25 protein-coding genes and 2 tRNA genes are annotated in these 23,717 nt (G+C 65.5%); 16 read left to right on the forward strand and 11 right to left on the reverse strand.

Going from position 1 to position 23,717, the window contains the following annotated elements; translation table 11 throughout:
• The 4 genes from A9977_RS12110 to hemP all read left to right on the forward strand — a co-directional run.
• Positions 1–277: energy transducer TonB (locus A9977_RS12110; RefSeq protein ID WP_259651926.1), on the forward strand; the 277-nt coding region annotated here is incomplete at its 5' end.
• Between the two features lie 20 nt (positions 278–297).
• Entirely contained in the window at positions 298–1,008 is a 711-nt protein-coding gene (locus tag A9977_RS12115) for a MotA/TolQ/ExbB proton channel family protein (RefSeq protein ID WP_183025103.1), read from the forward strand.
• A 43-nt stretch (positions 1,009–1,051) separates the two neighbouring features.
• Positions 1,052–1,468: a biopolymer transporter ExbD gene (locus A9977_RS12120; RefSeq protein ID WP_183025104.1), complete on the forward strand. Its 417-nt coding sequence runs from the start codon at positions 1,052–1,054 to the stop codon at positions 1,466–1,468.
• A gap of 97 nt (positions 1,469–1,565) precedes the next feature.
• Positions 1,566–1,778 carry a hemin uptake protein HemP gene (gene hemP / locus A9977_RS12125; RefSeq protein ID WP_183025105.1) on the forward strand — a complete coding sequence of 71 codons (213 nt, stop codon included), beginning with the start codon at positions 1,566–1,568 and terminating at the stop codon, positions 1,776–1,778.
• A 183-nt stretch (positions 1,779–1,961) separates the two neighbouring features.
• On the opposite strand, the gene A9977_RS12130 is transcribed toward hemP, so the two are convergent.
• The gene (locus A9977_RS12130) at positions 1,962–2,369 is read right to left on the reverse strand and encodes a heme-binding protein (protein ID WP_183025106.1); all 408 of its coding nucleotides are present in this window, start codon (positions 2,367–2,369) and stop codon (positions 1,962–1,964) included.
• A 161-nt stretch (positions 2,370–2,530) separates the two neighbouring features.
• Here A9977_RS12130 and A9977_RS12135 point away from each other — a divergent pair, with 161 nt between their 5' ends.
• Positions 2,531–3,232: a Bax inhibitor-1/YccA family protein gene (locus A9977_RS12135; protein WP_183025107.1), complete on the forward strand. Its 702-nt coding sequence runs from the start codon at positions 2,531–2,533 to the stop codon at positions 3,230–3,232.
• A 45-nt stretch (positions 3,233–3,277) separates the two neighbouring features.
• On the opposite strand, the gene rlmD is transcribed toward A9977_RS12135, so the two are convergent.
• The 4 genes from rlmD to surE form a co-directional block, all read right to left on the reverse strand.
• The gene (rlmD, locus tag A9977_RS12140; protein WP_183025108.1) at positions 3,278–4,720 is read right to left on the reverse strand and encodes a 23S rRNA (uracil(1939)-C(5))-methyltransferase RlmD; all 1,443 of its coding nucleotides are present in this window, start codon (positions 4,718–4,720) and stop codon (positions 3,278–3,280) included.
• 98 nt (positions 4,721–4,818) lie between these two features.
• Entirely contained in the window at positions 4,819–5,709 is an 891-nt protein-coding gene (locus A9977_RS12145) for a peptidoglycan DD-metalloendopeptidase family protein (protein WP_183025109.1), read from the reverse strand.
• A gap of 11 nt (positions 5,710–5,720) precedes the next feature.
• The gene (locus tag A9977_RS12150) at positions 5,721–6,503 is read right to left on the reverse strand and encodes a protein-L-isoaspartate(D-aspartate) O-methyltransferase (RefSeq protein ID WP_183025110.1); all 783 of its coding nucleotides are present in this window, start codon (positions 6,501–6,503) and stop codon (positions 5,721–5,723) included.
• 58 nt (positions 6,504–6,561) lie between these two features.
• A complete protein-coding gene (gene surE, locus A9977_RS12155; protein WP_183025111.1) occupies positions 6,562–7,320 on the reverse strand; it encodes a 5'/3'-nucleotidase SurE in 759 nt (252 codons plus the stop codon).
• 123 nt (positions 7,321–7,443) lie between these two features.
• Between surE and A9977_RS12160 the strand changes: the two genes are divergently transcribed.
• Positions 7,444–8,430, forward strand: coding sequence for an NADPH:quinone oxidoreductase family protein (locus tag A9977_RS12160; RefSeq protein WP_183025112.1), 987 nt, complete (start codon positions 7,444–7,446; stop codon positions 8,428–8,430).
• A gap of 87 nt (positions 8,431–8,517) precedes the next feature.
• On the opposite strand, the gene A9977_RS12165 is transcribed toward A9977_RS12160, so the two are convergent.
• On the reverse strand, positions 8,518–8,859 hold the full coding sequence (locus tag A9977_RS12165; RefSeq protein WP_183025113.1) for an H-NS family nucleoid-associated regulatory protein: 342 nt from the start codon (positions 8,857–8,859) through the stop codon (positions 8,518–8,520).
• A 339-nt stretch (positions 8,860–9,198) separates the two neighbouring features.
• Here A9977_RS12165 and A9977_RS12170 point away from each other — a divergent pair.
• Positions 9,199–9,274 (forward strand) — tRNA-Ala (locus A9977_RS12170).
• Positions 9,275–9,356: 82 nt separating this feature from the next.
• Here the strand turns inward: A9977_RS12170 and A9977_RS12175 are convergent.
• A complete protein-coding gene (locus tag A9977_RS12175; RefSeq protein WP_183025114.1) occupies positions 9,357–10,079 on the reverse strand; it encodes an SDR family NAD(P)-dependent oxidoreductase in 723 nt (240 codons plus the stop codon).
• A gap of 94 nt (positions 10,080–10,173) precedes the next feature.
• Between A9977_RS12175 and A9977_RS12180 the strand changes: the two genes are divergently transcribed.
• Positions 10,174–10,249, forward strand: a tRNA-Lys gene (locus A9977_RS12180).
• A 327-nt stretch (positions 10,250–10,576) separates the two neighbouring features.
• Here the strand turns inward: A9977_RS12180 and A9977_RS12185 are convergent.
• Entirely contained in the window at positions 10,577–11,491 is a 915-nt protein-coding gene (locus tag A9977_RS12185) for a zincin-like metallopeptidase domain-containing protein (RefSeq protein WP_310936120.1), read from the reverse strand.
• A gap of 1,826 nt (positions 11,492–13,317) precedes the next feature.
• On the opposite strand from A9977_RS12185, the gene A9977_RS12190 reads away from it, so the two are divergent.
• From A9977_RS12190 to A9977_RS12220, 7 genes are all read left to right on the forward strand, one after another.
• Complete coding sequence (locus tag A9977_RS12190) at positions 13,318–14,109, forward strand: transporter substrate-binding domain-containing protein (protein WP_183025116.1); 792 nt, start codon at positions 13,318–13,320, stop codon at positions 14,107–14,109.
• A gap of 4 nt (positions 14,110–14,113) precedes the next feature.
• On the forward strand, positions 14,114–14,794 hold the full coding sequence (locus A9977_RS12195; protein ID WP_183025117.1) for an ABC transporter permease: 681 nt from the start codon (positions 14,114–14,116) through the stop codon (positions 14,792–14,794).
• Between the two features lie 36 nt (positions 14,795–14,830).
• Complete coding sequence (locus A9977_RS12200) at positions 14,831–15,481, forward strand: ABC transporter permease (RefSeq protein ID WP_259651927.1); 651 nt, start codon at positions 14,831–14,833, stop codon at positions 15,479–15,481.
• 55 nt (positions 15,482–15,536) lie between these two features.
• Complete coding sequence (locus tag A9977_RS12205; protein WP_183025119.1) at positions 15,537–16,124, forward strand: hypothetical protein; 588 nt, start codon at positions 15,537–15,539, stop codon at positions 16,122–16,124.
• A 2-nt stretch (positions 16,125–16,126) separates the two neighbouring features.
• Positions 16,127–16,873, forward strand: a complete 747-nt coding sequence (locus A9977_RS12210) for an amino acid ABC transporter ATP-binding protein (RefSeq protein ID WP_220811714.1) — start codon at positions 16,127–16,129, stop codon at positions 16,871–16,873.
• 384 nt (positions 16,874–17,257) lie between these two features.
• Positions 17,258–19,372 carry an aminodeoxychorismate synthase component I gene (pabB, locus tag A9977_RS12215; protein WP_183025120.1) on the forward strand — a complete coding sequence of 705 codons (2,115 nt, stop codon included), beginning with the start codon at positions 17,258–17,260 and terminating at the stop codon, positions 19,370–19,372.
• Positions 19,373–19,430: 58 nt separating this feature from the next.
• Complete coding sequence (locus A9977_RS12220) at positions 19,431–20,282, forward strand: DMT family transporter (protein ID WP_259651928.1); 852 nt, start codon at positions 19,431–19,433, stop codon at positions 20,280–20,282.
• A 136-nt stretch (positions 20,283–20,418) separates the two neighbouring features.
• On the opposite strand, the gene A9977_RS12225 is transcribed toward A9977_RS12220, so the two are convergent.
• The 3 genes from A9977_RS12225 to A9977_RS12235 all read right to left on the reverse strand — a co-directional run bounded on the left by A9977_RS12225 (position 20,419) and on the right by A9977_RS12235 (position 22,651).
• The gene (locus A9977_RS12225) at positions 20,419–20,802 is read right to left on the reverse strand and encodes a cupin domain-containing protein (RefSeq protein ID WP_183025121.1); all 384 of its coding nucleotides are present in this window, start codon (positions 20,800–20,802) and stop codon (positions 20,419–20,421) included.
• Between the two features lie 341 nt (positions 20,803–21,143).
• Positions 21,144–21,584, reverse strand: coding sequence for a chorismate mutase family protein (locus A9977_RS12230; protein WP_183025122.1), 441 nt, complete (start codon positions 21,582–21,584; stop codon positions 21,144–21,146).
• 17 nt (positions 21,585–21,601) lie between these two features.
• Positions 21,602–22,651 (reverse strand): tripartite tricarboxylate transporter substrate binding protein, encoded by a 1,050-nt coding sequence (locus A9977_RS12235; RefSeq protein ID WP_183025123.1) that lies wholly within the window; start codon positions 22,649–22,651, stop codon positions 21,602–21,604.
• Between the two features lie 426 nt (positions 22,652–23,077).
• Here A9977_RS12235 and A9977_RS12240 point away from each other — a divergent pair, with 426 nt between their 5' ends.
• Complete coding sequence (locus tag A9977_RS12240) at positions 23,078–23,695, forward strand: acyl-homoserine-lactone synthase (protein WP_183025124.1); 618 nt, start codon at positions 23,078–23,080, stop codon at positions 23,693–23,695.
• Positions 23,696–23,717: the final 22 nt, after the last annotated feature.

The following is a 23,717-nucleotide window of genomic DNA, read 5'->3' on the forward strand; positions in this document are numbered from 1 at the left end:
GCTGCCGTCGAGCAATGCCGACTACCTGAACAACCCGAAACCGGTCTATCCCGCCATGAGCAAACGCTTGGGCGAGCAGGGCAAGACAATCGTCCGCGTGCTGATCGGTGTCGATGGCCTGCCCAAGAGCGCCAGCATCCGCGAGTCGAGCGGCTACGAACGCCTCGACGAAGCCGCGCGCACGGCCGTCCTGAGCTGGCGTTACGTGCCGGGCAAACGCAATGGGGTCGTTGAACCGATGGAGTTCAACGTGCCGATCAACTGGGTTCTCAACTAATTTTTCTGGAGCAGTTTCGTATGGATTCCCACTTTGGCCTGATGAACGTATGGAGTCAGGGCGACTTCGTCACGAAGTTCGTTGCCGTCCTGTTGATCGGCATGTCGCTGGCATCCTGGATCGTCATCTTCATCAAGGCGCTCGACGTCATCAAGTACAAGCGCTTGGCACGCCACTCGCAGGACTTCTGGCACAGCGAGGACTTCGCCACCGCGCTGAACAAGCTGGGCAAGGACGAGAGCAACCCCTTCCGCGGCCTGGCCCTGGAAGGCCGCGAAGCCGCCGCCCACCACCGCAACACCAAGGCGCACCTGCATGACGCGCTGGACGTGAGCGACTGGATCACGCGCGCCCTGCGCAACGGCATCGACGAATTCACCGCCCGCCTGCAATCGGGCCTGGCGATCCTCGCCTCGGTGGGCTCGACTGCACCCTTCATCGGCCTGTTCGGCACGGTGTGGGGCATCTACCACGCGCTGATGAGCATCGGCTCGGCCGGCCAGGCCACGATCGACAAGGTCGCGGGCCCGATCGGCGAGGCGCTGATCATGACCGCGCTCGGCCTGGCCGTGGCCATCCCCGCGGTGCTGGGCTACAACACCCTGGTGCGCGGCAACAAGTTCGTGCTGACCAAGCTCAACAGCTTCGCCCACGACCTGCACGCCTACTTCGTGACCGGCGCGCGCGTCCAGGCGACCGACGCGACCATCGTGCCGCTCAAGAAGGGCTGAGACCATGCGCCCCCAAGCTGAAACCCGTCGGGAGGCATGACCCATGGCCTTCGGTACCCAAGACGAACCCGATGAGGTGATGAACGAGATCAACATGACGCCGCTGGTCGACGTCATGCTGGTGCTCCTGATCATCTTCATCATCACGGTGCCCGTGATGAAGCACGCGGTGAACATCGACCTGCCCCAGGCGACCAGCGAGCCCGAGCAGACCAAGCCGCAGAACATCCTGTTTACGGTGGCCGCCGACGGCAGCTACTACTGGAACGAGAACAAGATCGAAGACAGCGCCCTGCCCCAGCTGCTCGCCGCCGAGGCCGCCAAGGATCCGCAGCCCGAGCTGCACATCCGCGGCGACAAGGCCGTGCGCTACGAACGCGTGGCGCAAGCCATGTCGGCCGCGCGCGAAGCCGGCGTGCGCAAGATCGGCTTCATCACCGAGCCGAACACCGCCAAGTAAGGCCCATCGAAACGACTGAAAAAAATCGATCGCAGTGATTGACCAAATTATTGCGAATCATTATCATTCAGTCATCGTTTCGATAAAGGAACTCCAGATGCAAGCCAACCCCATCGCCTCCTCCGTCCTGAGCCACCCTTCGCTCGACCAAGCGGGCAGCGGCATGGTCTCCGTTCAGGCCACGCGGCCGACGCCGATGGTGGAAAGCACCGACCTGCTGCGCGGCAGCAAGACGGTCGGGATCATGCACAACGGCTCGCTGTACCGCCTGCAAGCCACCAAACTCGGCAAGCTGATCCTCACCAAGTAAGCGATCAGCCCGCCTCTCGCGCAAGTTTCATCGTGGGGCGACTCGCGGAGATCACTCTCCAAAGGGTCGTTTTTTGCTAGCCAACGGCTTGCCGACTAGCCAAGCTTTTTTTCCACCTTGATGCCACCCAAAAAAACGCCGACCCGAGGGTCGGCGTTTTGCTTTGGCGGGGCCTGGAAGCGCTTACAGGCCGAGCGCGGCGATGCCGGCCTTGGCGATCTGCGCATCCTCGTTCGACTTCACGCCGCTGACGCCAACGGCGCCGATGACCTGGCCGTCCTTGACGATCGGCACGCCGCCTTCGAGCAGGCCCTGCACCAGCGGCGCGGTCAGGAAGGCGGTGCGGCCGCCGTTGATGATGTCCTCGTAGACCTTGCTCTCGCGGCGGCCCAGCGCGGCCGTGTGGGCCTTGGCCGGTGCGATGTGCGCCGACAGGGCGGCCGCGCCGTCCAGGCGCTGCAGCCACAGCAGGTTGCCGGCGTCGTCGGAGATCGCGATCGTCACGGCCCAGTTGTTCTTCAGGGCTTCGGCTTCGGCCGATGCGGCGATGGTCTTGACGTCGGCGAGTTCGAGAAAGGACTTGGTCTTCATGGCGTATGGCTGGTTGAGTGAACCCGCAAGCATACCGTTTGGGCTCCCAAAACCCTGATCGCGGGAGGGCGGACCGTCGGACGGTTTTTGCCGTACCCTTGGGCTCGCGCCACCTAGAATGTGCCATCTGCAGTCCTGCAGCCAACCCTGGAGCTTCAGCAATGAACGACCGCGTCACCACCCTCGACACCACCGCCGGCTACGGCCAGGCGCTGCCGCAGGCCGAACGCCAGCGTGTCCTGCGCAATACCTACTGGCTGCTGGCCCTGAGCCTGCTGCCCACCGTCCTGGGCGCCTGGCTGGGCGTCTCCACCGGCATCACCCGTTCGCTCAGCGGCGGCTTCGGGCTGATGGTCTTCATGGTCGGCGCCTTCGGCTTCATGTTCGCCATCGAGAAGACCAAGAACTCGGCCGCCGGCGTGCCGGTGCTGCTGGCCTTCACCTTCTTCATGGGCCTGATGCTCTCGCGCCTGATCGCGATGGTGCTGGGCTTCAAGAACGGCTCCGAACTCATCATGACGGCCTTCGGCGGCACCGCCGGCGTGTTCTTCGTGATGGCCTCGCTGGCGACCGTCATCAAGCGCGACCTGTCGGGCATGGGCAAGTGGCTGTTCGTCGGCGCGATGGTGCTGATGATCGGCGCGGTCATCAACGTGTTCGTCGGCTCGAGCGCCGGCATGCTGGCGATCTCGGTCGCCGCCATCGGCATCTTCTCGGCCTTCATGCTGTACGACCTGAAGCAGATCATGGACGGCGGCGAGACCAACTACATCAGCGCCACGCTCGCGCTGTACCTCGACCTGTTCAACGTGTTCCAGAGCCTGCTGGCCCTGCTGGGCATCTTCGGCGGCGAGCGCGACTGAACACGCTCCGGCACCTCATGAAGAAAGGCCCCGCGGGGCCTTTTTTCATGCGCGTTCGAACACCGCGATCGACTCGACGTGTGCCGTGTGCGGGAACATGTTCACCATGCCGGCCGCGGTGCAGCGGTAGCCCGCCTGGTGCACCAGCAATCCGGCATCGCGCGCCAGCGTCGACGGGTTGCAGCTCACGTAGACGATGCGCCCCGGCGGCGTCCAGCCATCGCTGCGCTCGCCCTGCTGGTGCAGGTCGGCCAGCGCCTTGGCCAGCGCGAACGCGCCTTCGCGTGGCGGGTCGACCAGCCACTTGTCGGCCGCACCGTCGGCCACCAGCATCTCGGGCGTCATCTCGAACAGGTCGCGGGCCACGAAGCGGGTGGCGGCCAGGGCACCGCGCGCCGGCAGCGCCGGGCGGTTGCGCTGGAAGTTGTCGGTGGCGCGGGCCACCAGCGTGTCGCTGCCCTCGATGCCCAGCACCTCGCGCGCCCGCGTCGCCAGCGGCAGGGTGAAGTTGCCCAGGCCGCAGAACCAGTCGATCACGCGCTCGTCGGGCTGCACGTCGAGCAGGCGCAGCGCACGGCCCACCAGCACACGGTTGATGTTGGGATTGACCTGGGTGAAGTCGGTCGGCTTGAAGGGCATGGTGACGCCGAACTCCGGCAGCCCGTAGGCCAGCAGCGGGCCGCCCTCGTCGAGCAGCTTCACCGTGTCCGGGCCCTTGGGCTGCAGCCACCACTGCACGCCCTCGTTCTGCGCCGCGAAGTCGCGCAGGCGCTGCAGGTCGGCCGCCGACAGCGGCTGCAGGTGCCGCAGCACCAGCGCGATCACGCCGAGCCTGGTGCTGTCGGGCGCATCGCCGCAGGCCAGCTCGATCTGCGGGCAGGTGTCGCGCGCATCGAGCGAACCGATCAGCGCGCGCAGCGGCATCAGCATCTCGCTGACCTGCGCGGGCAGCACCGGGCAGACCTCCATGTCGGCCAGGTAGCGGCTCTTGCGTTCGTGGAAGCCGATCAGCACCGTGCCCTTCTTGACCACGTAGCGCACCGACAGCCGGGCCCGGTAGCGGTAGTGCCAGGTCGGGCCCGCGAGCGGCCGCAGCATGGTTTCGGGGCGCACCTTGCCCAGGTGCCAGAGGTTGTCCTCCAGCGCCCGCTGCTTGACCGCCACCTGGGCCGCCGCGTCGAGGTGCTGCATCTTGCAGCCGCCGCAGGCGCCGGTGTGCAGGCCGAAATGCGGGCAGCCCGGGCGCACGCGCTGCGAGGACTCGCGCCGGATGGCGGTCACCGTGCCCTGGGCCCAGTTGTTCTTCTTGCGGTGCTGGTTGAACTTCACTTCCTCGAACGGCAGCGCGCCTTCGATGAAGACCACCATGCCGTCGGCCTTGTGGGCCACGCCCTGCGCGTCGAGGTCGAGCGACTCGACCTTGAGCCATTCATCTTCATAGGGTGCGGGCACTGCGTCCGCCTTGTCTGCTGTCGTCGAATCCGTCATGGGGAAATTGTCTCAGGCTGCCGATGGCGGCATCACATAACGATGCGGCGCGCGGCCCTGGGGGCCGCGCGCCGCACGGGAGGAGGAAAGGAAGGGGCTTAGCGCGAAGGCAGGTAGCGCGCGGGGTCGACCGGCTTGCCCTGGCGGCGGATCTCGAAATGCAGCTTCACACGGTCGGCGTCGCTGTTGCCCATCTCGGCGATCTTCTGGCCCTTCTGCACCGACTGGTCTTCCTTCACCAGCAGCGCCTGGTTGTGCGCATAGGCCGTGAGGTAGGTGTTGTTGTGCTTCAGGATGATCAGGTTGCCGTAGCCGCGCAGGCCGGCGCCGGCGTACACCACGCGGCCGTCCGCCGCGGCCAGCACCGCATCGCCGGCCTTGCCGCTGATGTCCAGGCCCTTGTTCTTGGCTTCGTCGAAGCCCGCGATCAGCGAACCTTGCGCGGGCCAGATCCAACCCAGGTCTTCGTCACCCGACGCGGCCGCGGGCGGCGTCGCGGGCTTGGCAGGCGCGCTGGCGGCGGCGGCGGGCGCCGACGCGACGATCGCGGGTTGCGGCGTCACCGGGCGCGTGACCACGCCGTTGGGCTCGACGGTGGCTGCCGGAGCGGCGGCGGTCGTCGCGGTCGGCGGCACCACGCGCAGCACCTGTCCCACCTCGATCAGGTCGGGGTTGTCCAGGGCGTTCCAGCGCGCGATGTTCTGCCAGGTCTGGCCGGTCTCGTTGGCGATGCGGCGAATGGTGTCGCCGGGCCGTACCGAGTAGTAGCCGGGCTTGCCGTAGTTCTCGATGCCTTGCAGGGGCTTGCCCGAGGCGTCAGTCGTGATGGGAGGAAGGCCCGTGCCCGGTGCGTTCCCTGTGCTCGTGCGGGACATGGTGCCGCGGTCTTCGACCGGCACGGGACCACTGGGTGTGGAACAGCCCGCAATCACGAGCGTCGCCACCAGCGCCAAGCCGGTCCACCAGCTCCGATTGCCAAAACCCTGCATGTGTTCTTCCTTCAAGCAATCCCCGATTTTAGGGGGACAAAATGAACCGCCTCGAGAATGCCCCGCTGCAGTCCCTTGGCCGTCTTGTCGATCACGACCAGCGCCTGTCCGCCGCTGGCCGAATGCGTGGGCGCCACGATGCGGCCACCCACGGCCAGTTGTTCGATCCAGGCCTCGGGCACGGCCTCGCCGCCGGCCGCGGCGATGATGCCCGCGTAGGGCCCGCCCTTCGCGTAGCCGATCATGCCGTCGCCCAGGATCAGGTGCAGCGTGGCCAGGCGGAAATGGCGGATGTTGGTGCGGGCCCGCTCGTGCAGGCCGCGCAGACGTTCGATGCTGTACACCTCGCTGGCCACGTGGCTCAGCACGGTCGCCTGGTAGCCGCAGCCGGTGCCGATCTCCAGCACCCGGCCCAGCTTGTCGTTGGGCTTGCCGGCCAGCGCGGGCGCGCCCAGCAGCAGCTCGATCATTCGGGCCACGACGTTGGGCTTGGAGATGGTCTGGCCCAGGCCGATCGGCAGGCTGGTGTCTTCGTAGGCCTGGTTGACCAGCGCGCTGTCGACGAAGCGGTGCCGCTCGACGGCGCCCATCGCACGCAGCACGCGCGCATCGGACACGCCCTGCGCGGCCAGCCGCTGCACCATGCGCGCGCGCACCGCATCGGACGCCATCGAGGGTGTGGCCGACACCGCTGGCGCCATCGGCACCGACGGTTGGCGGCCGCGCGGCGCCCCCGGCGCGGCGGGCGTCAGGCGCACGGGAAAGCCGGGCCTTGCGGGCGGTGGGCTGGCCATCAGCAGGGTCCTGCGCCGCGCGCAGGCACCGTCAGGCCGGGAGATCGGAGGAAGGACTTCACCGCAGCAACCGCGCCACCGTCTCGCCCCATTGCCCGAGATTGGCGTGGTCGGTCAGGTCGATCTGCAGCGGCGTGAGCGCCACGTGGCCCGCGGCCGTGGCGTGGAAATCGGTGCCCTCGCCGCTGTCCTTGGCGCCGCCGGCGCCGGCGATCCAGTACATGGTCTCGCCGCGCGGGCTCTCCTGCGTGACGACCTTCTCCGATGCATGGCGGCGCCCCAGGCGGCACACCTTGATCGGCTTGAGTTCGTCGAAGGGCAGGTTCGGCACGTTGACGTTGAGAAGCCAGGCCGGCCCTTCGAGCATGCGCTCGCGCTCGATGCGCTCGACCAGCCGGCGCGCCACGCGCGCGGCCGCGTCGACATGGGCCCAGCCCTTCTGGGTCTGCGAGAAGGCGATCGCCGGGATGCCGAACAGGTAGGCCTCCATGGCGGCGCCCACGGTGCCCGAATAGATGGTGTCGTCGCCCATGTTGGCGCCGTTGTTGATGCCGGACACCACCAGGTCGGGCCGGTAGTCGAGCACACCCTTGAGCGCGATGTGCACGCAGTCGGCCGGCGTGCCGGTCACGTAGCGGAAGCCGTTGTGGGCCTGGTGCACGTAGAGCGGCGCCTGCAGCGTCAGGGCGTTCGACTTGGCGCTGTTGTTGTGCTCGGGTGCGATGACCTCGACCTCGGCCACGTCCTTGAGCGCATCGTGCAAGGCGACGAGGCCGGGAGCCTGGAAGCCGTCGTCGTTGGAAATGAGTATCTTCATGGCGTCTGGGAGTGGCCGCGATTGTAGGCGGCGGGCCGTCACGGCAGGGACAAGAGCGCCGGGGCGCGCGACCTATCATCGCCCCGAATCACCGTCCGAACGACCCTCGAAGGAGACATCTTCATGCATGCTTGGCTTTGCGAAAACCCCACCGGCGTCGACGCCCTCACCTGGACCGAGCAGCCCACGCCCACACCCGGCCCCGGCCAGGTGCTGCTCGAGATCAAGGCCGCGAGCCTCAACTTTCCAGACCTGCTGATCGTCCAGAACAAGTACCAGATCAAGCCGCCACTGCCCTTCGTGCCGGGCTCGGAGTACGCGGGCGTGGTGCGCGCCGTGGGCGAAGGCGTCAAGCACCTGAAGATCGGCCAGAACGTCGCCTGCCTGTCGGGCACCGGCGGCTTCGCCACCCACACGCTCGCCACCGCGGCCCTCTGCATGCCCCTGCCCGACGGTTTCAGCCACGTCGACGCGGCCGCCTTCATCATGACCTACGGCACCTCCTGGCATGCGCTCATGGACCGCGCCCAGCTCAAGGCCGGCGAGACCGTGCTGGTGCTCGGCGCGGCCGGTGGCGTCGGCACCGCCGCCATCCAGATCGCCAAAGCCGCGGGTGCCAAGGTCATTGCGGCCGCATCCACCGACGAGAAATGCGCGCTTTGCGAATCGATCGGCGCCGATATCAGCATCAACTACAGCAAGCATGCATTGCCCGGCGGTTTCCGCGATGCCATCAAGGCCGCCACGGACGGCAAAGGCCCGGATGTGATCTATGACCCGGTGGGCGGCGATTTCGCCGAACCGGCTTTCCGCTCGATCGCCTGGCGCGGACGCTATCTGGTGGTGGGATTCGCGGCCGGTGGCATTCCGGCACTGCCGCTGAATTTGACGCTGCTCAAGGGCGCTTCGCTGGTCGGCGTGTTCTGGGGCGATTTCGCCAAGCGCGAACCGCAGGCCAACGCCCAAATGATGGGCGAATTGGCCCAATGGTATGCCCAGGGAAAGATCAAGCCCGTGATCGACCAGACCATGCCGATGGCCGAATTGAAGGCCGCCTACGCCTACATAGGCTCGCGCGGGGTCAAAGGCAAGCTGGTCATGGTGAACTGAGGCGCTCCCGCCAATAAAAAAGGCCCGCACATGCGGGCCTTTTCATTGGGAGAACAGAAGGCCGGGGCGCTTCGCCTCACGTTCGGCTCACTTGATTTCGTAGTCGGACAGCGACTTGCCGGCGGCCAGCGCTTCGGTCACCCAGCGCGGCTTGCGGCCACGGCCACCCGACCAGGTTTCGCCCGTCGGGCCACGGTACTTCGCCGCCGCCTTGACGGGTGCGGCCACGACGTTGCGCTTGCCTGCGGCGCGCGTCGTCAGCTTGAGGTCGCTGGCGGTCAGGCCGTATTCAGCGATCTTCTGGCGCAGTTCGTCGATCACACCTGCGCGCTCGTGATTGCGCAGCTCTTCCGCCTGCGCCCGCAATTGAGCGATGTGCTCTTCGTTCTTTTTGATCTGTGAATTGATGTCGGCAAGGGTGGAGGCCATCGAAGTTCTCATTCGGATTGAAAGGAAAAATTTTAATTCAGAATCCTATAGACACAAGCGACGGTAACAAAAAATAGGTTCCGTCTTACAAGTCGCTTTGGTCAGGGCAATTTTTGAACCTTCTGGCTGACATCGACTCCACCGGCTTGGCTTTTATCGCCTGCCCGCGTGACCGCCGTTCGACGCACGCACCAAATAGACGCAACCGCCACGGGAACAGCGCGCGCCCCGCTCAATTGGGAAGCTGGGCAGCGCTGCATCACCACCGGTAAAGCGAATTACAAAGAGAAAAACAGCGTGCAGGGACCACCCGCATCTGCTTAGAATTCCATCTGCGTTGGGGGGGTAGCTCAGCTGGGAGAGCGCCGCGTTCGCAATGCGGAGGTCGGGAGTTCGATCCTCCTCCTCTCCACCAACCGCCCATGAAAAAGCCCCGGTATAGACCATCGGGGCTTTTTTTCGGATTCGCAATTTCGCGAGGGGACGAACCGGGCGACTCAGGCGCCCAGCGCCAGATGTTGCCCGTGCAGCGCCTGCGCCGCGGGCGAAGCCAGGAAGGCGATGGTCTGGGCCGCCACCGCGGTCGACACCCAATCCGAGGGGTTCGCGTCCGGCATCGCCTGCCGGTTGGCCGGCGTGTCGAGAACGCTCGGCGCGATGCTGTTGACGCGAACGCCGTGCGGCGCGAGTTCGGCCGCCATCGCCTCCACCAGCCGCTGCAGCGCGCTCTTGGAGGCGATGTAGGCGGACATCGCCGCCAGGCCGCGGCCCGCGACCTTCGCGCTCACCGCGATCACGCTGCCCTGGCCGCGCGCGATCATCAAGGGCGCGAAGGCCTGCGCCACGGCCACGAAGGACCAGGCGTTGAGATCCATCATCCGGTCCCAGCTCGCGCGATCGAGCGCATGCACCGTCGGCCCCATCTCGAAGCCGCCCGCGGTGTGCACCACGGTATCGACATGCTGGAACACCTGCGCGATGCGCGCGGCCGCCGCCTTCATGCTGGCGTCGGACGTCACGTCGGCCGCGACCAGCAGATGCTGCGAGTTGTTGAGTCCCGGAAAGGCATCGACCAGTTGCTGTTCGTTGCGGCCGATGAGCGCGATGCGCGCGCCCTCGTCCAGGAATCGCTGCACCGTCGCGCGCCCCAACGCGCCTGCCGCACCCGTGATGACGACGTGCGCCGGGGGTGTGGATGAGGAGGAAACAGAAGAGGTCATGAAGTTTTTTCCAAAGAAGTTGAGCGGATGGTACGACAGCGCTTTTTCTGTGGCTATAATCGCAGTCTTGCCTGATAGCAGCAATGCTTCTCAGGGGCTCTTAGCTCAGTTGGTAGAGCAGCGGACTCTTAATCCGTAGGTCGAGTGTTCGAGTCACTCAGGGCCCACCATTAATTACCAAGAAAATCAAAGACTTAGCGAGCAATCGCTGAGTCTTTTTTTTCGCCTGCGCTTCGCTGAGCGCCCGTGTCCGAACCGTGTCCGAAATTTTCTCGTGCCGGTCACCGTCCCGCGCGGGGGGCCTCGCTCGCGCCCCTTGCCCGGGGCAATGCGGTCTCACTGGCGCTTCGAACAGGATAGCGCGAGATGACCGCCCGCGCGCAAGGCGCGCTCTGCGCGGCCGATGGAGGCGATGGCGCACCACTCGGTCTCAGCGCGCGGTGGCCGCGGCCTGAGCCGCACTTCTGAGCCGCACGCCTGGGCCCTGCGGCGGCGGCTCAGTCCCTCCCTTTCTCCTGCCCTGCGCCCGACGGCATCTGCCGGGCCAGGAGGTACGCGAAGGCGTCGCCCGCATGCCGCGCAGCCGTGAAGATGGCCGTGCGGTCCTTGCGCAGCACATGCAGCCACGCCTGAAGACAGACCGCATGACCTTCGACGCTCGCCCCGAGGAGCCCGATGTGACCGAGCACGAAGGCGCTGCCGAGTTCGGCCACGAGCTCCTCGAACGCATACGCCGCCTCCCCGAAGCGTCCGCCGAATGACCGTGCGAGCCGCTGCGGATGGCCGGTCCAGTGCACCAGCTCGCGCATGGCCGTGGCGCAATAGGCTTCGTGACTCGCGAACCGCTCCACGTCAGGCATGAGGATCCTGTCGGCGCGTGGGGCGTATGCCGCGCGCGCGAAGCCGTGGCGGATGTCGGGCCGGCATCCGCCGATCAGGCGCATCGCCCCCTCCACGGGCGAGCATTTTTTCCCCGGGCTCTGCGCTGGCTGCGCGCCGTGCGCCCTGGCCTGCGGCAAGCCTGCGATCTGCGCCACGTTGAACAGCCAGAACGGCTTGCACAGCACGACACCGGGCGGGCGCCGCGTGCGGTCGGCCACGCCGTCGATGTCCTCGGGCGCTTCTGCGCGCCACGCCTTGCGCTCGAAGTGCGCGCACATGACGGCCCTCTCGCCGCGACGCACCTGCGCGCCAAGCGCCCACGCCTGCCTGTGCGTGAGCCAGACGTTCGATGGATAGGCATGTTCGATGGCCGCATCCCAGAGCAGCAGCACATTTGCCCCATAGTAGTGAAGCCCGGTCGATGCGTTGCGCGGCACGCCGCGCGAAGCCGCCCGCGTCCAGCGCGCGCGAAAGACGTTGTCGCCCTGGGCCAGCATGGTGACGATGCGGTCCGTCACGTCCTGGCGCACGTCTGTGCGTTGATCGCACCATTGCCCGGCTGCCGGGGCCCGCCCAGTCACTGCCTTGGGAGAGTCCTCGGGGGGTGCGGGGGGAACGCCCGCGGATGTGCGGATGTCCGCGCACGATGTGCGCGAGGCCCCGGGGCTGGAAATGGGTGGAGTTGTGCACATGGCCGGGCCTTTCTGCGGGGTATGCCGCGGTGGTTGAACATCTGCCTTCGGAGCCGCCTCGGCGCATGAGGAGCGAGCGCAAGGGCCGATGTCCGGCAAGCGACCGGAAGCCGCAGCCGAGCGCAGCGAGGACCGGGTGAGGACGGTGGCGAAGCCCGAAGTGCTGGACAGCGAACCGGGCGAGCTATGCGTCGATGAAGAGGTGGTCCGCAGGCAGTCCAGCGCGGCATGCCCCGCCTTGGCCCTGTGGGCCAACCGGATTCATGGGTACGGCACTCGAATGTGGCACGCGATGTGGCACTCGGATGTGGCACGCGGACGCGGCATTCGCCCGTGGACTGCGGCGCAGCGCCCCTGCACGAAGGACGCGGGAGCGCGCGACATCAGGCCGGGGCGCGTCTAGCGCCATGGGTCGCACGGCGTCGAAGCCTCGGCCTGCAGGATGCCGGAAAGCGCATTGGCAAGCCGCCATGGCTGCGACCGCGCGCAGGCTTTGCGGCGCTCCCAGCAGGTCGAAGAGCTTCCCGAGTGACCGGCAGAAGGCCACTGAGCGGACAGTCCCCTCATGCATCCATCCCTCCAGGGTATTTGAGGGCAAGCCCAGGACCTCGCGATATCCCAGAGATGAAAAGACTCAATGACCTAAGAAAAATTGACTTGAAACCCTAGATATCGCAATACTGAATAACCTAAAAACAGCCGTCCGAGTCCGCCATGGCTACACCGTCTGAAAGCGTCGCCGCATCGCTTGCCGTCCTGACGACGCTGCAGGATCAGGACGTTGTTGCGAGCCGCACGAGCCTGATGCTCCGTACGCACCGGCAGCGGTCTCTCAGCTGACGCCACCGGATGGCGATGAACTGCAAAACGCTGACGTTCCCACCGATGGGGCAAGGCAGGAACTGGTAAAGGACTGCACCGCCTTCGCGAACGCGGGTGGTGGGACGATCCTGTATGGGATGGCCGAAGAAGACGTCGAGGGCGCACCTGCGGCAGCGTCACCCTCCCCCGTCACCGCCCCAGGTGTTGGCGGCGACTCGCTCACCGATGTCTTCGGAAGCAACACAAGCCCGCCCCACTGGGCCGGTTTGAGATCACGGAGATCGCCGTGCCTGGCGGTCGGATCGTCGCTGTTGAGATCGAAGCTTCATCGACGGCACATCAAAGTCTCCTCGATCGCCGGAACTACAACGTGCAGGTCCAGCACTGAGCCGATGCTCGACTTTCGGATCCGCGATGTCATGCGTCGTCGAGGTCGCACCCTGTTGAGTTCGGCGCCGGGTCGATAGCCGCAGGATTGTGCGCGCTCACGGTCTGGGGAGACTAGCGCGCAGGCCTCGAAGCGGCTTGGCCTGTCAGGGCGAGGTTCAGACTTCGCGAGGCCGTGCTGTTTCCAGTCGGAACAGCATCACCCCCGTTTCCCCACTCAAGGTGCTCTTGACTGGAACGGGCACTCCTTGGACCGAGCAGATGCTCAACCCGGGTCCGACATCCAGCTTGGCGGCGCCTTTTTGCATCACACGCAACACAGCAGCGGATGCCGTCTTGCATGGCGGCAGCGATACGTTGCCGGTCGCCCCACTGTTTGCATACGGCGCACGCGTTGCACATGCGATGAAGTTCTCGGAGGATTCGTGCACCCACCGTCCCCACCAAGGCCCCCCATGAAGTTCTACTTCCACGCTGCCACGCGACGCCGCCAGTGCACCGTCCTGCTTATTTTCTCCAGCCTCAGCCTGTGGGCAGGAGCCGCCTGCGCACAACCCACGTATCGGATCGCGACGGAGGGGACCTATCCGCCGTGGAGCTTCAAGGATTCGCAGGGCACGCTGCAGGGCTGGGACGTCGACATCGCCAAGGCGCTGTGCGAACGGATGCGGGCCCGGTGCGAGATCGTCGCGCAAGACTGGGACGGGATCATTCCGGGGCTCATGGCGCGCAAGTACGATCTGATCGTGGCGAGCATGGCGATTACCCCGCAGCGTCTGCAGCGCGTGGATTTCTCGGACAAATACAAGGAGACGGTCTCGCGCTTCATCGCCAGGAAGGGCACGCCTGCGGACGTGAGCCCGGACGCGCTTGCCGGAAAGGCAATCGGGGTGCAGCGCGGTTCGATCCAGGCGGGCTATCTCACGCAGAACTACAAGAACGCCAACATCAAGTTCTATGACACGCCGCAAGCGGCCGAACTTGATCTCGTCGCCGACCGGGTCCAGTACATCTTTGGCAATGTGGTCACGTATCACGTCGGCTTCATGACGACCCCGCAGGCGAGCGACTTTGCATTCACTGGCCCGGACATGAAGGGCGGCCTCCTGGGCGAAGGCAATGGCATCGCCATGCGCAAGGGTGACGCCGAGATGCGCGCCAGGGTGAATGCCGCGCTGGCCGCCATTCGCGCCGACGGCACGTACGATCGGATCACGGCGAAGTACTTTCCGTTCAAGCTGATGTGACGGCATGGCAGAAGCAGACCTTCTCCACGGTTTCGGCGGGCAGCTGATGCGGGGCGCAGCGACCACGGTCCAGTTGGCACTGGCCTCCCTGGCGGTCGGCACGCTGCTGGGTGCCGGGGGCTGCTGGCTGCAGCTCTCGACCCGCACGGCCCCGCGAACGGTGGGCTATGCCTACGCCGCGGTCATCCGAAGCGTGCCCGACCTCCTGCTTGTCTTCGCCGTCTTCTTCGGCGGTGCCATGACGCTTGCCACCTTGACCGGTCGTCATGTCGAGGTCGATGCGTTTCTCGCCGGCGCCATCGCGCTGGGCCTGTCCTTTGGCGCCTACGCGTCGGAGATCGCGCGGGGAGCACTGCTCAGCGTTCCGGATGCCCAGCGCGAAGCCGCGAAGACGCTGGGCCTGAGTCGGGCGCAGACCATGTGGACGGTCACGCTGCCACAGGCAGCGCGCGCCGCCCTGGCCCCCTTCGGCAACCAGACGATCGTGCTGCTCAAGCAGACGTCCATCGTCTCCATCGTCGGGTGCGACGAGGTCATGCGCAAGGCGGCGGAGGCCTCCGGAGCCACGCGCGAACCCTTCACTATGTACCTTGCAGCCGCCTGCATCTACCTTGCGCTGACGGGCATCATGAGTCTGGGGCTCGAGTGGACTGAGCGCCGGGTCTCGCGCCTCGACACACGGTGAACGGCAATGTTTGACATCAGTTTATGGTGGTCGGCCATGCCAGCGCTGATCAACGGTGCGTGGCTCACGCTGACGCTCACCACCCTTGCCGTGCTGGCGGGCATCGCACTGGCCCTGCCGGTGGCGATGTGCCGCAACGCGCCGCTCGCGGGGCTGCGCGCAATAGCCAATGCCTACATTCTGTTCGTCCGCGGCACGCCAGCGTTGGTCCAGCTCTTTCTGCTGTATTACGGCTCGGGCCAGTTCGAACTGATACGTCACTCTTTCATGTGGCCCGTGTTGCGCGATCCCTTCTGGTGCGTAGTGATCGCACTCGGACTGAACTCCGCCGCGTACACGGGCAAGACGCTGGCGTCTGCGCTGGCCACAGTTCCCGCCAGCATGCGCGAAGGCGCGTTCGTGCTCGGTCTCAGTCGACTGCAGGCCTTCTGGCAGATCGAGCTTCCCCTGGCCGTGCGATCGGCTTTGCCGGTTCTCGGCAACGAGATCGTCCTGACCTGCAAGGCGACGTCGCTCGCCAGCACCGTGACCCTGATGGAGCTCACGGGGACCGCGCGGCTGCTCGCGGCCGAGTCCTATGCACCGTACGAAGTCTTCTTTGGTGCGGGGCTCGTCTATCTGGCGCTCAACTACACCGTGCTGCACGGCATGCGCCGGCTGGAAAAGTTCCTGGGCCGCTCGCGCTGACGCCATTCATCCCGTCATACCCATCACACCCATCACACCCATCACACCTCGCTCCATGAACTTCATCACCCTCGGCCCCGCAGGCAGCAATCACGAAGTCGTGACGCATCGCTACCTGGCGCTTCACGGCATCCGCGAACGCGCGAGCGTCGCCCTGACCCGCGATTTTGAGCAAGGCGCCCAGGCAGTGCTGGATGGCAGTGCCGATTTCCTGGTCCAGTGCGCCGTACACCCGGCTACCGGTCCTACCGTGGCGAGGTTCTTCGATGGCCTGTACGTGATCGATACCTTCATCTCGGCCAGTCAGGACCTCGCGATCATTCAACGCAACGATGTCGAACGGCCGCTGTCACTCGCTGCCATGCGCCCGACGCTCGACTACATCGAACGCGGCCAGTGGGAGCGCATTGAACTGGTGGACACTGTCGCCGAGGTCACCGAGGGACTGGCCCAGGGAACGTACGAAGCCGGGCTCGGCTACGCCTCGATCGTTCAGGCCCATGCCGAACGCCTGCGCGTCGTGCAGTTCATCGGCACTGTCGACGACGCATGGCTGGTCTACGGCCGGACTCGCTTGAGCGAGGGTCGCATCACGGCGTGGCGAGACAGCCCCGCAGGCAGAGTCTTCCGCCGGGAGGCTTGAACATGGCCAAGCATGAACCTTCGACGGTGATCGCCGTGACCGGCATGTCCAAGCATTTCGGCGCACATCGGGTGCTCAACGACATTCATCTGAACGTTGCGGCTGGACAGCGCGTGGTCGTGTGCGGGCCGTCCGGCTCGGGCAAATCGACCCTCGCACGTTGCATCAGTGGCTTGGAGGGCTACGGCAGCGGCACTCTCACGGTCAACGGGACCCTCGTTTCACCGCGGATGCGCCATGCGGATCGGGTACAGGTGAACATTGGCATGGTGTTCCAGCAGTTCAACCTCTTTCCGCATCTGAGTGTGCTCGAGAACTGCATGTTGGCCCAACGCTGGGTCAGGCGTCGTCCCGGTGAAGAGGCCAAGCGCATCGCGCTGGAGCATCTCGAGAGGGTGCGGCTGGCTGACAAGGCATCAGCCTATCCGGCCCGGCTGTCAGGCGGACAGCAGCAACGGGTCGCAATTGCCCGCGCACTCTGCATGAATCCATCGGTGATGCTGTTTGACGAAGCCACTTCCGCGCTGGACCCGGAGATGGTCAAGGAGGTGCTGGACACGATGATTGCGCTGGCGAGCGAAGGCATGACGATGGTCTGCATCACCCACGAGATGGGCTTCGCGAGAGCGGTGGCCGACAAGATCGTGTTCATGGACGGTGGGCAGATCGTGCATGAAGCTTCGCCCGATACGTTCTTCGGTGAAGACGCGGACCCGCGCGTCCGAAAATTTCTCCGCCAGGTTCTCTAGTTTCAGCACCGGCCGGGCTGGCGCCAGCATCGCGCGGGTCTCGTCGCTCATTGGTGTTGCCGGGCCATGCCTGTCGACGGGTGCGAGACGGCCGGGCCTGCCGGCACCACGCTGCGAACTCGAGCCACGAGATGGCCAGACGTGGTCTCTCAACCGAATCCTCAAAGGTGTGCATCGCACCGACCCTGTCGGCGAGCAACCAACCGAACCAATGCCCGTGTGACGACGAGATCCTCGTCGTCCCTACGCCAGGAAGCGACGGGCAACGCCTCAGTTCCAGGGGACCGGGGGCCAGCCGTCAGGCATGCCTAGCAAGAATGGGAGTTGGCCTGGCCTGCGAACGTGCGCACCATAGGAATACCAAGAGATGCAAAGGACGCCGCCATGCGCACACTGTTGATCGACAACCACGACTCGTTCACCTACAACCTCTTCCAGTATCTGACGGCCTCCAATGCGGAAGCACCCCTGGTGGTCAAGAACGACGAGATGAGCTGGGATGATGTCGAGCGCCTCGATTTCGACAACATCGTGATCTCTCCAGGTCCTGGGCGGCCGCAGCACTCAAGGGATCTCGGCCTCTCGGCGGACGCACTGAGGCGAGCGCGCGTGCCGCTGCTGGGCGTGTGCCTCGGGCACCAGGCCATCGGACACTTTTGCGGGGCAACCGTGGATCTGGCGATGCGGCCCATGCACGGCCGCCTGGATCGCATCTCTCATTCACAGCGAGACCTGTTTCGAGGCATTCCCGATCGGTTCGAAGCGGTCCGGTATCACTCGCTGGCGGTCACCCATCTTCCTCGCGACCTCCTGCCGCTCGCCTGGGCAGGGGATGGCACGTTGATGGCGATGCGCCATGCGGCCAAGCCCTGGTGGGGCGTGCAGTTTCATCCGGAGTCCATCTGCACCGAGTACGGCGCCAGATTGCTGCGCAACTTCAGGGAACTGACGGACGAATGGCGCACCGCGCCGCCTCGGCGCGACCCCATGGGGAGCTTCGTTCCCGCCTTTCGTGTCGGACGCCCGCCGGATCTGCGCAGTCACGCGCGCTGCCTGGATGTATTTCCCAAGGCAGACGCCGCGTTCACCCTGCTTTTCGCCGAAGCGGACGCCTCGTTCTGGCTGGACAGCAGTCTCAGCGACCGGGGTCGCGCGCGCTTTTCCTTCATGGGGGATGCCAACGGGCCCCATGCCAGCACGCTGAGCTACAACTCGAGTGCGACCTGCCTCGAGATCCGTCGCAGCGCCGCCGTCGAGTCACGCAATCAGAGCATCTTCGACTATCTGCGCAATGAGATCACCGGACGTCGCCCCGAGGGCGACCTTCTCCCGTTCGACTTCACTGGCGGCTTCGTCGGCTATCTGGGCTATGAGCTCAAGCAGGAGCTCGGCGGGCAGGACATGCACGACGCGTCCACGCCGGACGCGATGGGTCTGATGTCAGACAGGTTCATCGCTTTTGACCACGCACAGCAGCAGACCTGGATCGTGTGCCTCGACGGGCACAGCCTGTGCGACGAGAACCATGCATGGCTAGAGGCGACCGAGCGCTCCTTGAGGCAGCTCGAGGCACAGCCTCCCCATTCTGCCGATGTGCCCGCAGCGGCTGTCGGCACGCTTGAATGGCGAGTGGATCTGCAGAAGTACCATGCGCTGGTCCTGCGATGCCAGGAAGAGATCCTCCAGGGCGAAACCTACGAGGTGTGCCTGACCAACCAGCTCAGCGGCGAGGGCACCCTCGACGTGGTGGCCGTGTACAACGTGCTACGCGCTCGCAACCCGGCACCGTACGCAGCGCTGTTCCGGTGCGCGGGCGTCTCGGTACTCTGCGCCTCGCCCGAACTCTTCCTGCGCATCGGCGAAGACCGCACGGTCGAGGCGCGCCCCATCAAGGGAACCGCACCACGCGGCGCGACCTCTGACGAGGACCAGGTCATTGCAGCCCGACTCCGAACCGACGAGAAATCCCGCGCCGAGAACCTCATGATCGTGGACCTGCTGCGCAACGATCTGAATCGGGTCTGCGATCCCGCCAGTGTCCATGTTCCGAACCTCTTCGACGTGGAGACGTTCGCGACCGTCCATCAACTGGTCAGCTCGATCCGGGGCCGCCTGCGGCCGGACCGACATCCGGTGGACTGCGTGCGCGCGGCCTTCCCGGGTGGATCGATGACAGGCGCACCGAAGATCCGAACCATGAAGATCATCGACGAGCTGGAGGGCTGCGCGCGAGGGGTGTATTCGGGAAGCATGGGATATTTTTCGCTCAGCGGTGCGGTGCAGCTCAACATCGTCATCCGAACCATCGTGTGTGCCAACGGCCGTGTGTCGGTCGGCTCGGGAGGCGCCATCGTGGCGATGTCGGACCCCGCAGCGGAGGTGCAGGAAATCGTGCTCAAGGCGCATGCCCAACAGGAGGTGCTGCGCGAGTGCGGCGCCGCCCCGTCGGCGCTCGCGGCGGATACGGGCCGCCCGCCTCCCCCGAGCGTCGATGCCTAGCGTCCGCGGCCGAGCGATCGAGATGCCCGGTCCTGCAGCAAACCGAAGAGGTATCGCGTTGATGCTCTGCGCGATGGGTGGGTACGCCCTCAATGACACATTCGTCAAACTCGCCACCCAGCAGCTTCCGCCGGGTCAGGTGCTTCTCGTGCGCAGCGTCTTTGCGCTGGCAATCCTGCTCCTGATCGCCCACGCCACCGGCGATCTGCGGCGGGCACGGTCGTTGCGCCAGCTCGCTGTGGCACTGCGATGCCTTTGGGAAGTGGCGGCAGCAGTGACCTCCGTGCTGGCGCTTTCCCTCGCGCCGCAGGTCACGGCAACCGCCATCATGATGTCCGCACCTGTGCTCACTGGCCTGGCCAGCTACGCACTGGGATCGGAAACGCCCGACGGGCGCCGCACTGTTGCGACGCTCGTCGGACTGGGCGGCGTCCTGCTGGTCATGCAACCTGGCTTCGCCATGCCCTCTTCGGCTGGCTGGGGGCTTGCCTATGCCGCCCTTTGCGCCGGCTCGCTTGCAGGCCGGGACCTTGCCACCCGAAGCATCCCGACCGATGTCCCCTCATCGATGATTGCAGCCGTGGCAACACTCGCCACGTGCGTCGTCGGGGCAGTGATGTGCGCGGCACAGGGGTGGCGAACCTTGCAGCTCGCCGAGACGGCGCTGCTGGGGCTGGCGGCAGTCTGCGCCGCGTTCGCTGGCCTGGCACTCGTTGCCGCATGCAGGGACGTCGCGCTCTCGGTCGTCGCGCCGTTTCGTTTCAGTCTCGTGGTCTGGGCAACCTTGCTGGGCTATCTTTTCTCGGGCGAGAAGCCCGATCTTCTTTCGGCACTGGGCATCCTGAGCATCTGTGCCGCAGGACTGCTGCTGTTGCGTTTCAACAGGACAAGTTCGACCATACGGCCGTGATCCGGAGCGCCAAGGCTGACTGATCTGCCCTCACCTGCTCCGTGAAATCTTCGGGCGCAAGCCGATCTGCAGCCGCCGATGCGAAACGCAGGCGGTCGCTCGCGGACCTCAAGGCGATTCACGGTGCGCACCGTTTTCAGTCACGCATGGACAAGACAATCGAAAGGTAGGAAACAGGCGGCTGAAGAATGACCTCGATGCCGTGCGGCGTGGTGGCATCGAAGAGCAGCGAATCGCCGGGATTCAGGCGGGCGAGACGCTGGCCATGGCGATAGATCAACCCGCCCTTGAGCAGATGAAGAAACTTGAGCCCCTGATGCCGGCCCGCTGGATACGGCCGGGCATCGGCGGCGAGGGTGACGAGATGGGGCTCGACAAGGAGCTTGCCGGACAGCAGATGGCCCAGCAGCTCGTGCCGATAGCCCACCAGTGCGCCGACGCCATTGACCAGGACGCCATGGCCGGAGGGCACATGGAAGAAGGCGGCGGGCTTGGGTTTTCTGGAGAAGAATCGAGTCATCGAGAGATCAGGCCCTTGGCACGTCGTTTGAAGCCTGTGTCGAGGAATGCAGTAGCTCAAGTCCTCCTTGCGCGTCCAGGTGCCAGGGGCCCTTGCGTGTCGAAACGGTGCTTCCAGGGAGCGCTGCCGCCAGACGCGGCGAGCTGATGTGCCGGGCTCTGCTGCGGCGATGCATGCAGTGCGGGCAGCGCCTTGTTCGCGCGCTCCGATCTTTGCCCGCCCTCTTGGAGAACTTCAGTTGCGGGCAATAGGCTGCCGGCTTCTCGCTGCTCATCCGCGCCACCCTGCAGCGCCCAGATCCGACGCAGGTTCCTTCGTCAAGCGTGAGACATATCGGACATTCACAATGGCACCCGTGTCCCGATGACTTCGTCCTCGAGCCGGCAGGTCTCCTCAATGATCAGCGCATAGAGCGCGTGAAGAAACGACGGATTGAGCCGGTTTGCGGCCGCAAAATCGGCAGCGCGCTGTTGGACGACGCCAATGCGCTGGGGCTGCATCATGGGTATGTCGTGGATCTTCTTGTGAGCGCCGATGCGCATGCAGCAGTCCAATCGCTGCCGCAGCGACTCGAGCAATGCGCGATCGATTTGGTCGAGCTCCCGGCGAAGGTCCTCCAGGATGTCCAGCGCAGATCCCGACGCAGCGCCTCCTTGGAACCGGGCGCAGTCAGGGGGCGGTGCGGCGGGACTCGCGAGGGATGACGACGCTCTCGCCACACGAGAGCCTTGCAGCTCGGCGTTGTCTGTCGTTCCGGTGAAAAATCGCTCTGGATGGGTCATGATTCTTCTTTCTCGGCTCAATCGAGCTTCAGGCCTTGGCGCTTGATGATTCCGCTCAATGCGGCCGTATCCTCTCGTACCCTCTCAGCGAGCACTTCCGATGAACTGCCCACAGCCTGGTAGCCCTGCGCGAACAGCTTCTGACGCACTTCAGTGCTTCTGACGATCTCGCCGATCACTTGAGAGAGGCGGGCCACGATGGGCGCCGGCATGGTCGCGGGCGCTGCAGCAGCCGTCCATATCTCCAGCTGGAATCCGGCGATGCCCACTTCGCTCAGTGCGGGGTAGCTCGGCACAAGCGGTGAGCGCGTCGCGGAGGTCACGCCGACAGCGCGCAAGCGGCCCGCGCGAATCTGCACGTCCGCCAGGCCTGGCGGCAACAGGGCCAGCTGGATCTGGCCGCCCGCCAGACCCGCTATCACCTGCGGATTGCCGAGGTAGGGAACATGGACGGGTGTGATGCCGGACTGCGCCTTGAGCAGTTCCATGCCCAGATGCCCGATGGTGCCGACACCTGGCGTTCCGTAGCTCCATGCATCACCCGCCGTGCGTGCCGCGGCAAGAAGAGCCTGTGGATCCGCGCCCGGCGCATCGGCTGGGGCCGCAAGAAGGAGCGGTGCTGTACAGATCAGGCTGATCGGCGCGAGATCCTTCTGAGGATCGTAGGGCGTCGCAGGGTTCAGCACCTTGGCGATCGTCATGTTTCCGTTGATCAGCATGCCGATGGTGTGCTCGTCCGTCGACCTCGCCACGATGGCTGCGGCAATGTTGCCGCTTGCGCCCGGATGGTTCTCGACAATCACCGGCTGACCGATCGCCCTTCTCAATGGCTCGGCCAAGGTGCGTGCCACCAGGTCGGGCGAGGAGCCTGCGGCGAATCCCACCACGATCCGCAGAGGCCGAGTCGGCCACGACGAAAGCACAGCAACAGGGTCGATCCCCTGCTCGGAACGCGAGGCACCGCCCTGAACCGCAGCGATCTGGGCGTTCGCCGCAGCAGCAAGGAACAAGGCGCCCAGCGTACAAAGTGCACGGGACGCCAGCGCGTGGAAGGTGGGTGATTTCATGACGATTGCAGGGGGTAGAGAGGCCTTCAGTCTTCTCGTTCATGTCGCGTCCATCAACTGTTGCACGCAGTGCAATTGCGCCGGAGCGCCCCCTCGTCCAGCGTGAGAAACCGACAACAGACTTCCCTGCGCAAAGCGCCCTGCGCCTCCCGCAGTCCGCTCCCTCGCGTGCATCGCATGCAATTTCACGTACCGGACGGACAGCAGCAGCGGCCCAGAATTGGCACGCTTCCTGCCCATTTTCCGGAGCCGACCTCAAGCATTCCACGGCTGCCGCAGCCGTGATGCACGCCTCCGTCCCGCCAGGAAAGGAGGGCCCGACGCGGTTGCGTCACGCATTGGATCGGCCCTCAGGACCTCCCAATCCTGCTAGTTACGCGCGTTGCCTCGCGTCGCTCTAATGGTGCGTCCACTCTGGGAACACTCATGAAGATCTTCACAGGCACGGCCGAAACATTGCCCGCCGGAATGCTTCTTGCCATGGCGCGCTACCGCCACCAAGTCTTCGTCGAACGACTCGGCTGGACATTGCAGTCACACGCGGGGATGGAGTTCGACCAGTTCGATCGACGCGACACGGTGTATGTGGTGGCCTGCGACCCACAGGCGCGCGTCATCGGCACTGCGCGCCTGCTGCCTACGCATCGTCCGTACCTGCTCGCAGAGGTCTTTCCCGAGCTGCTGGGAGATGCGCCTGCGCCGAGAACGCCCCTGGTGTGGGAGATCTCTCGGTTTGCCGCTGTCAAGCTGGAAGATGACAAGGCCCGCAGCACGATGTTCAGTACGAGCTTCTCGCTGGATCTCTTGCGCGCCGCGATGGCCGTCGCCCGGTCGGCAGGCGCACGTCGATTGATCAGCGTGTCCCCCGTGGGCATCGAGCGAATCCTGCGCCGGGGCGGCTTCAGGATCGAGCGGGCCGCGGCGCCCCTGTGCATTGATGGTCAGGCGCTGTTTGCCTGCTGGCTGGAACTTCAGCCGTGTGCGCAGCCAGTGCGATGTGATCGAAGGCAAGCTGGCAGCCGCAGTTATCCTGCATCGCCATAGCAGCCGGCACGCCACGCGGCAC

Origin of the sequence: Variovorax sp. UMC13 (genome assembly GCF_014170375.1) — a bacterium.
Classification (GTDB): Bacteria; Pseudomonadota; Gammaproteobacteria; order Burkholderiales; family Burkholderiaceae_C; genus Variovorax.

Bases quoted from the DNA above. Each gene is read 5' to 3' on its own strand.
- A9977_RS12115 (WP_183025103.1), top strand. From the start codon at position 298: ATGGATTCCCACTTTGGCCTGATGAACGTATGGAGTCAGGGCGACTTC.
- A9977_RS12120 (WP_183025104.1), top strand. From the start codon at position 1,052: ATGGCCTTCGGTACCCAAGACGAACCCGATGAGGTGATGAACGAGATC.
- hemP (WP_183025105.1), top strand. From the start codon at position 1,566: ATGCAAGCCAACCCCATCGCCTCCTCCGTCCTGAGCCACCCTTCGCTC.
- A9977_RS12130 (WP_183025106.1), bottom strand. From the start codon at position 2,369: ATGAAGACCAAGTCCTTTCTCGAACTCGCCGACGTCAAGACCATCGCC.
- A9977_RS12135 (WP_183025107.1), top strand. From the start codon at position 2,531: ATGAACGACCGCGTCACCACCCTCGACACCACCGCCGGCTACGGCCAG.
- rlmD (WP_183025108.1), bottom strand. From the start codon at position 4,720: ATGACGGATTCGACGACAGCAGACAAGGCGGACGCAGTGCCCGCACCC.
- A9977_RS12145 (WP_183025109.1), bottom strand. From the start codon at position 5,709: ATGCAGGGTTTTGGCAATCGGAGCTGGTGGACCGGCTTGGCGCTGGTG.
- A9977_RS12150 (WP_183025110.1), bottom strand. From the start codon at position 6,503: ATGGCCAGCCCACCGCCCGCAAGGCCCGGCTTTCCCGTGCGCCTGACG.
- surE (WP_183025111.1), bottom strand. From the start codon at position 7,320: ATGAAGATACTCATTTCCAACGACGACGGCTTCCAGGCTCCCGGCCTC.
- A9977_RS12160 (WP_183025112.1), top strand. From the start codon at position 7,444: ATGCATGCTTGGCTTTGCGAAAACCCCACCGGCGTCGACGCCCTCACC.
- A9977_RS12165 (WP_183025113.1), bottom strand. From the start codon at position 8,859: ATGGCCTCCACCCTTGCCGACATCAATTCACAGATCAAAAAGAACGAA.
- A9977_RS12175 (WP_183025114.1), bottom strand. From the start codon at position 10,079: ATGACCTCTTCTGTTTCCTCCTCATCCACACCCCCGGCGCACGTCGTC.
- A9977_RS12190 (WP_183025116.1), top strand. From the start codon at position 13,318: ATGAAGTTCTACTTCCACGCTGCCACGCGACGCCGCCAGTGCACCGTC.
- A9977_RS12195 (WP_183025117.1), top strand. From the start codon at position 14,114: ATGGCAGAAGCAGACCTTCTCCACGGTTTCGGCGGGCAGCTGATGCGG.
- A9977_RS12200 (WP_259651927.1), top strand. From the start codon at position 14,831: ATGCCAGCGCTGATCAACGGTGCGTGGCTCACGCTGACGCTCACCACC.
- A9977_RS12205 (WP_183025119.1), top strand. From the start codon at position 15,537: ATGAACTTCATCACCCTCGGCCCCGCAGGCAGCAATCACGAAGTCGTG.
- A9977_RS12210 (WP_220811714.1), top strand. From the start codon at position 16,127: ATGGCCAAGCATGAACCTTCGACGGTGATCGCCGTGACCGGCATGTCC.
- pabB (WP_183025120.1), top strand. From the start codon at position 17,258: ATGCGCACACTGTTGATCGACAACCACGACTCGTTCACCTACAACCTC.
- A9977_RS12225 (WP_183025121.1), bottom strand. From the start codon at position 20,802: ATGACTCGATTCTTCTCCAGAAAACCCAAGCCCGCCGCCTTCTTCCAT.
- A9977_RS12230 (WP_183025122.1), bottom strand. From the start codon at position 21,584: ATGACCCATCCAGAGCGATTTTTCACCGGAACGACAGACAACGCCGAG.
- A9977_RS12235 (WP_183025123.1), bottom strand. From the start codon at position 22,651: ATGAAATCACCCACCTTCCACGCGCTGGCGTCCCGTGCACTTTGTACG.
- A9977_RS12240 (WP_183025124.1), top strand. From the start codon at position 23,078: ATGAAGATCTTCACAGGCACGGCCGAAACATTGCCCGCCGGAATGCTT.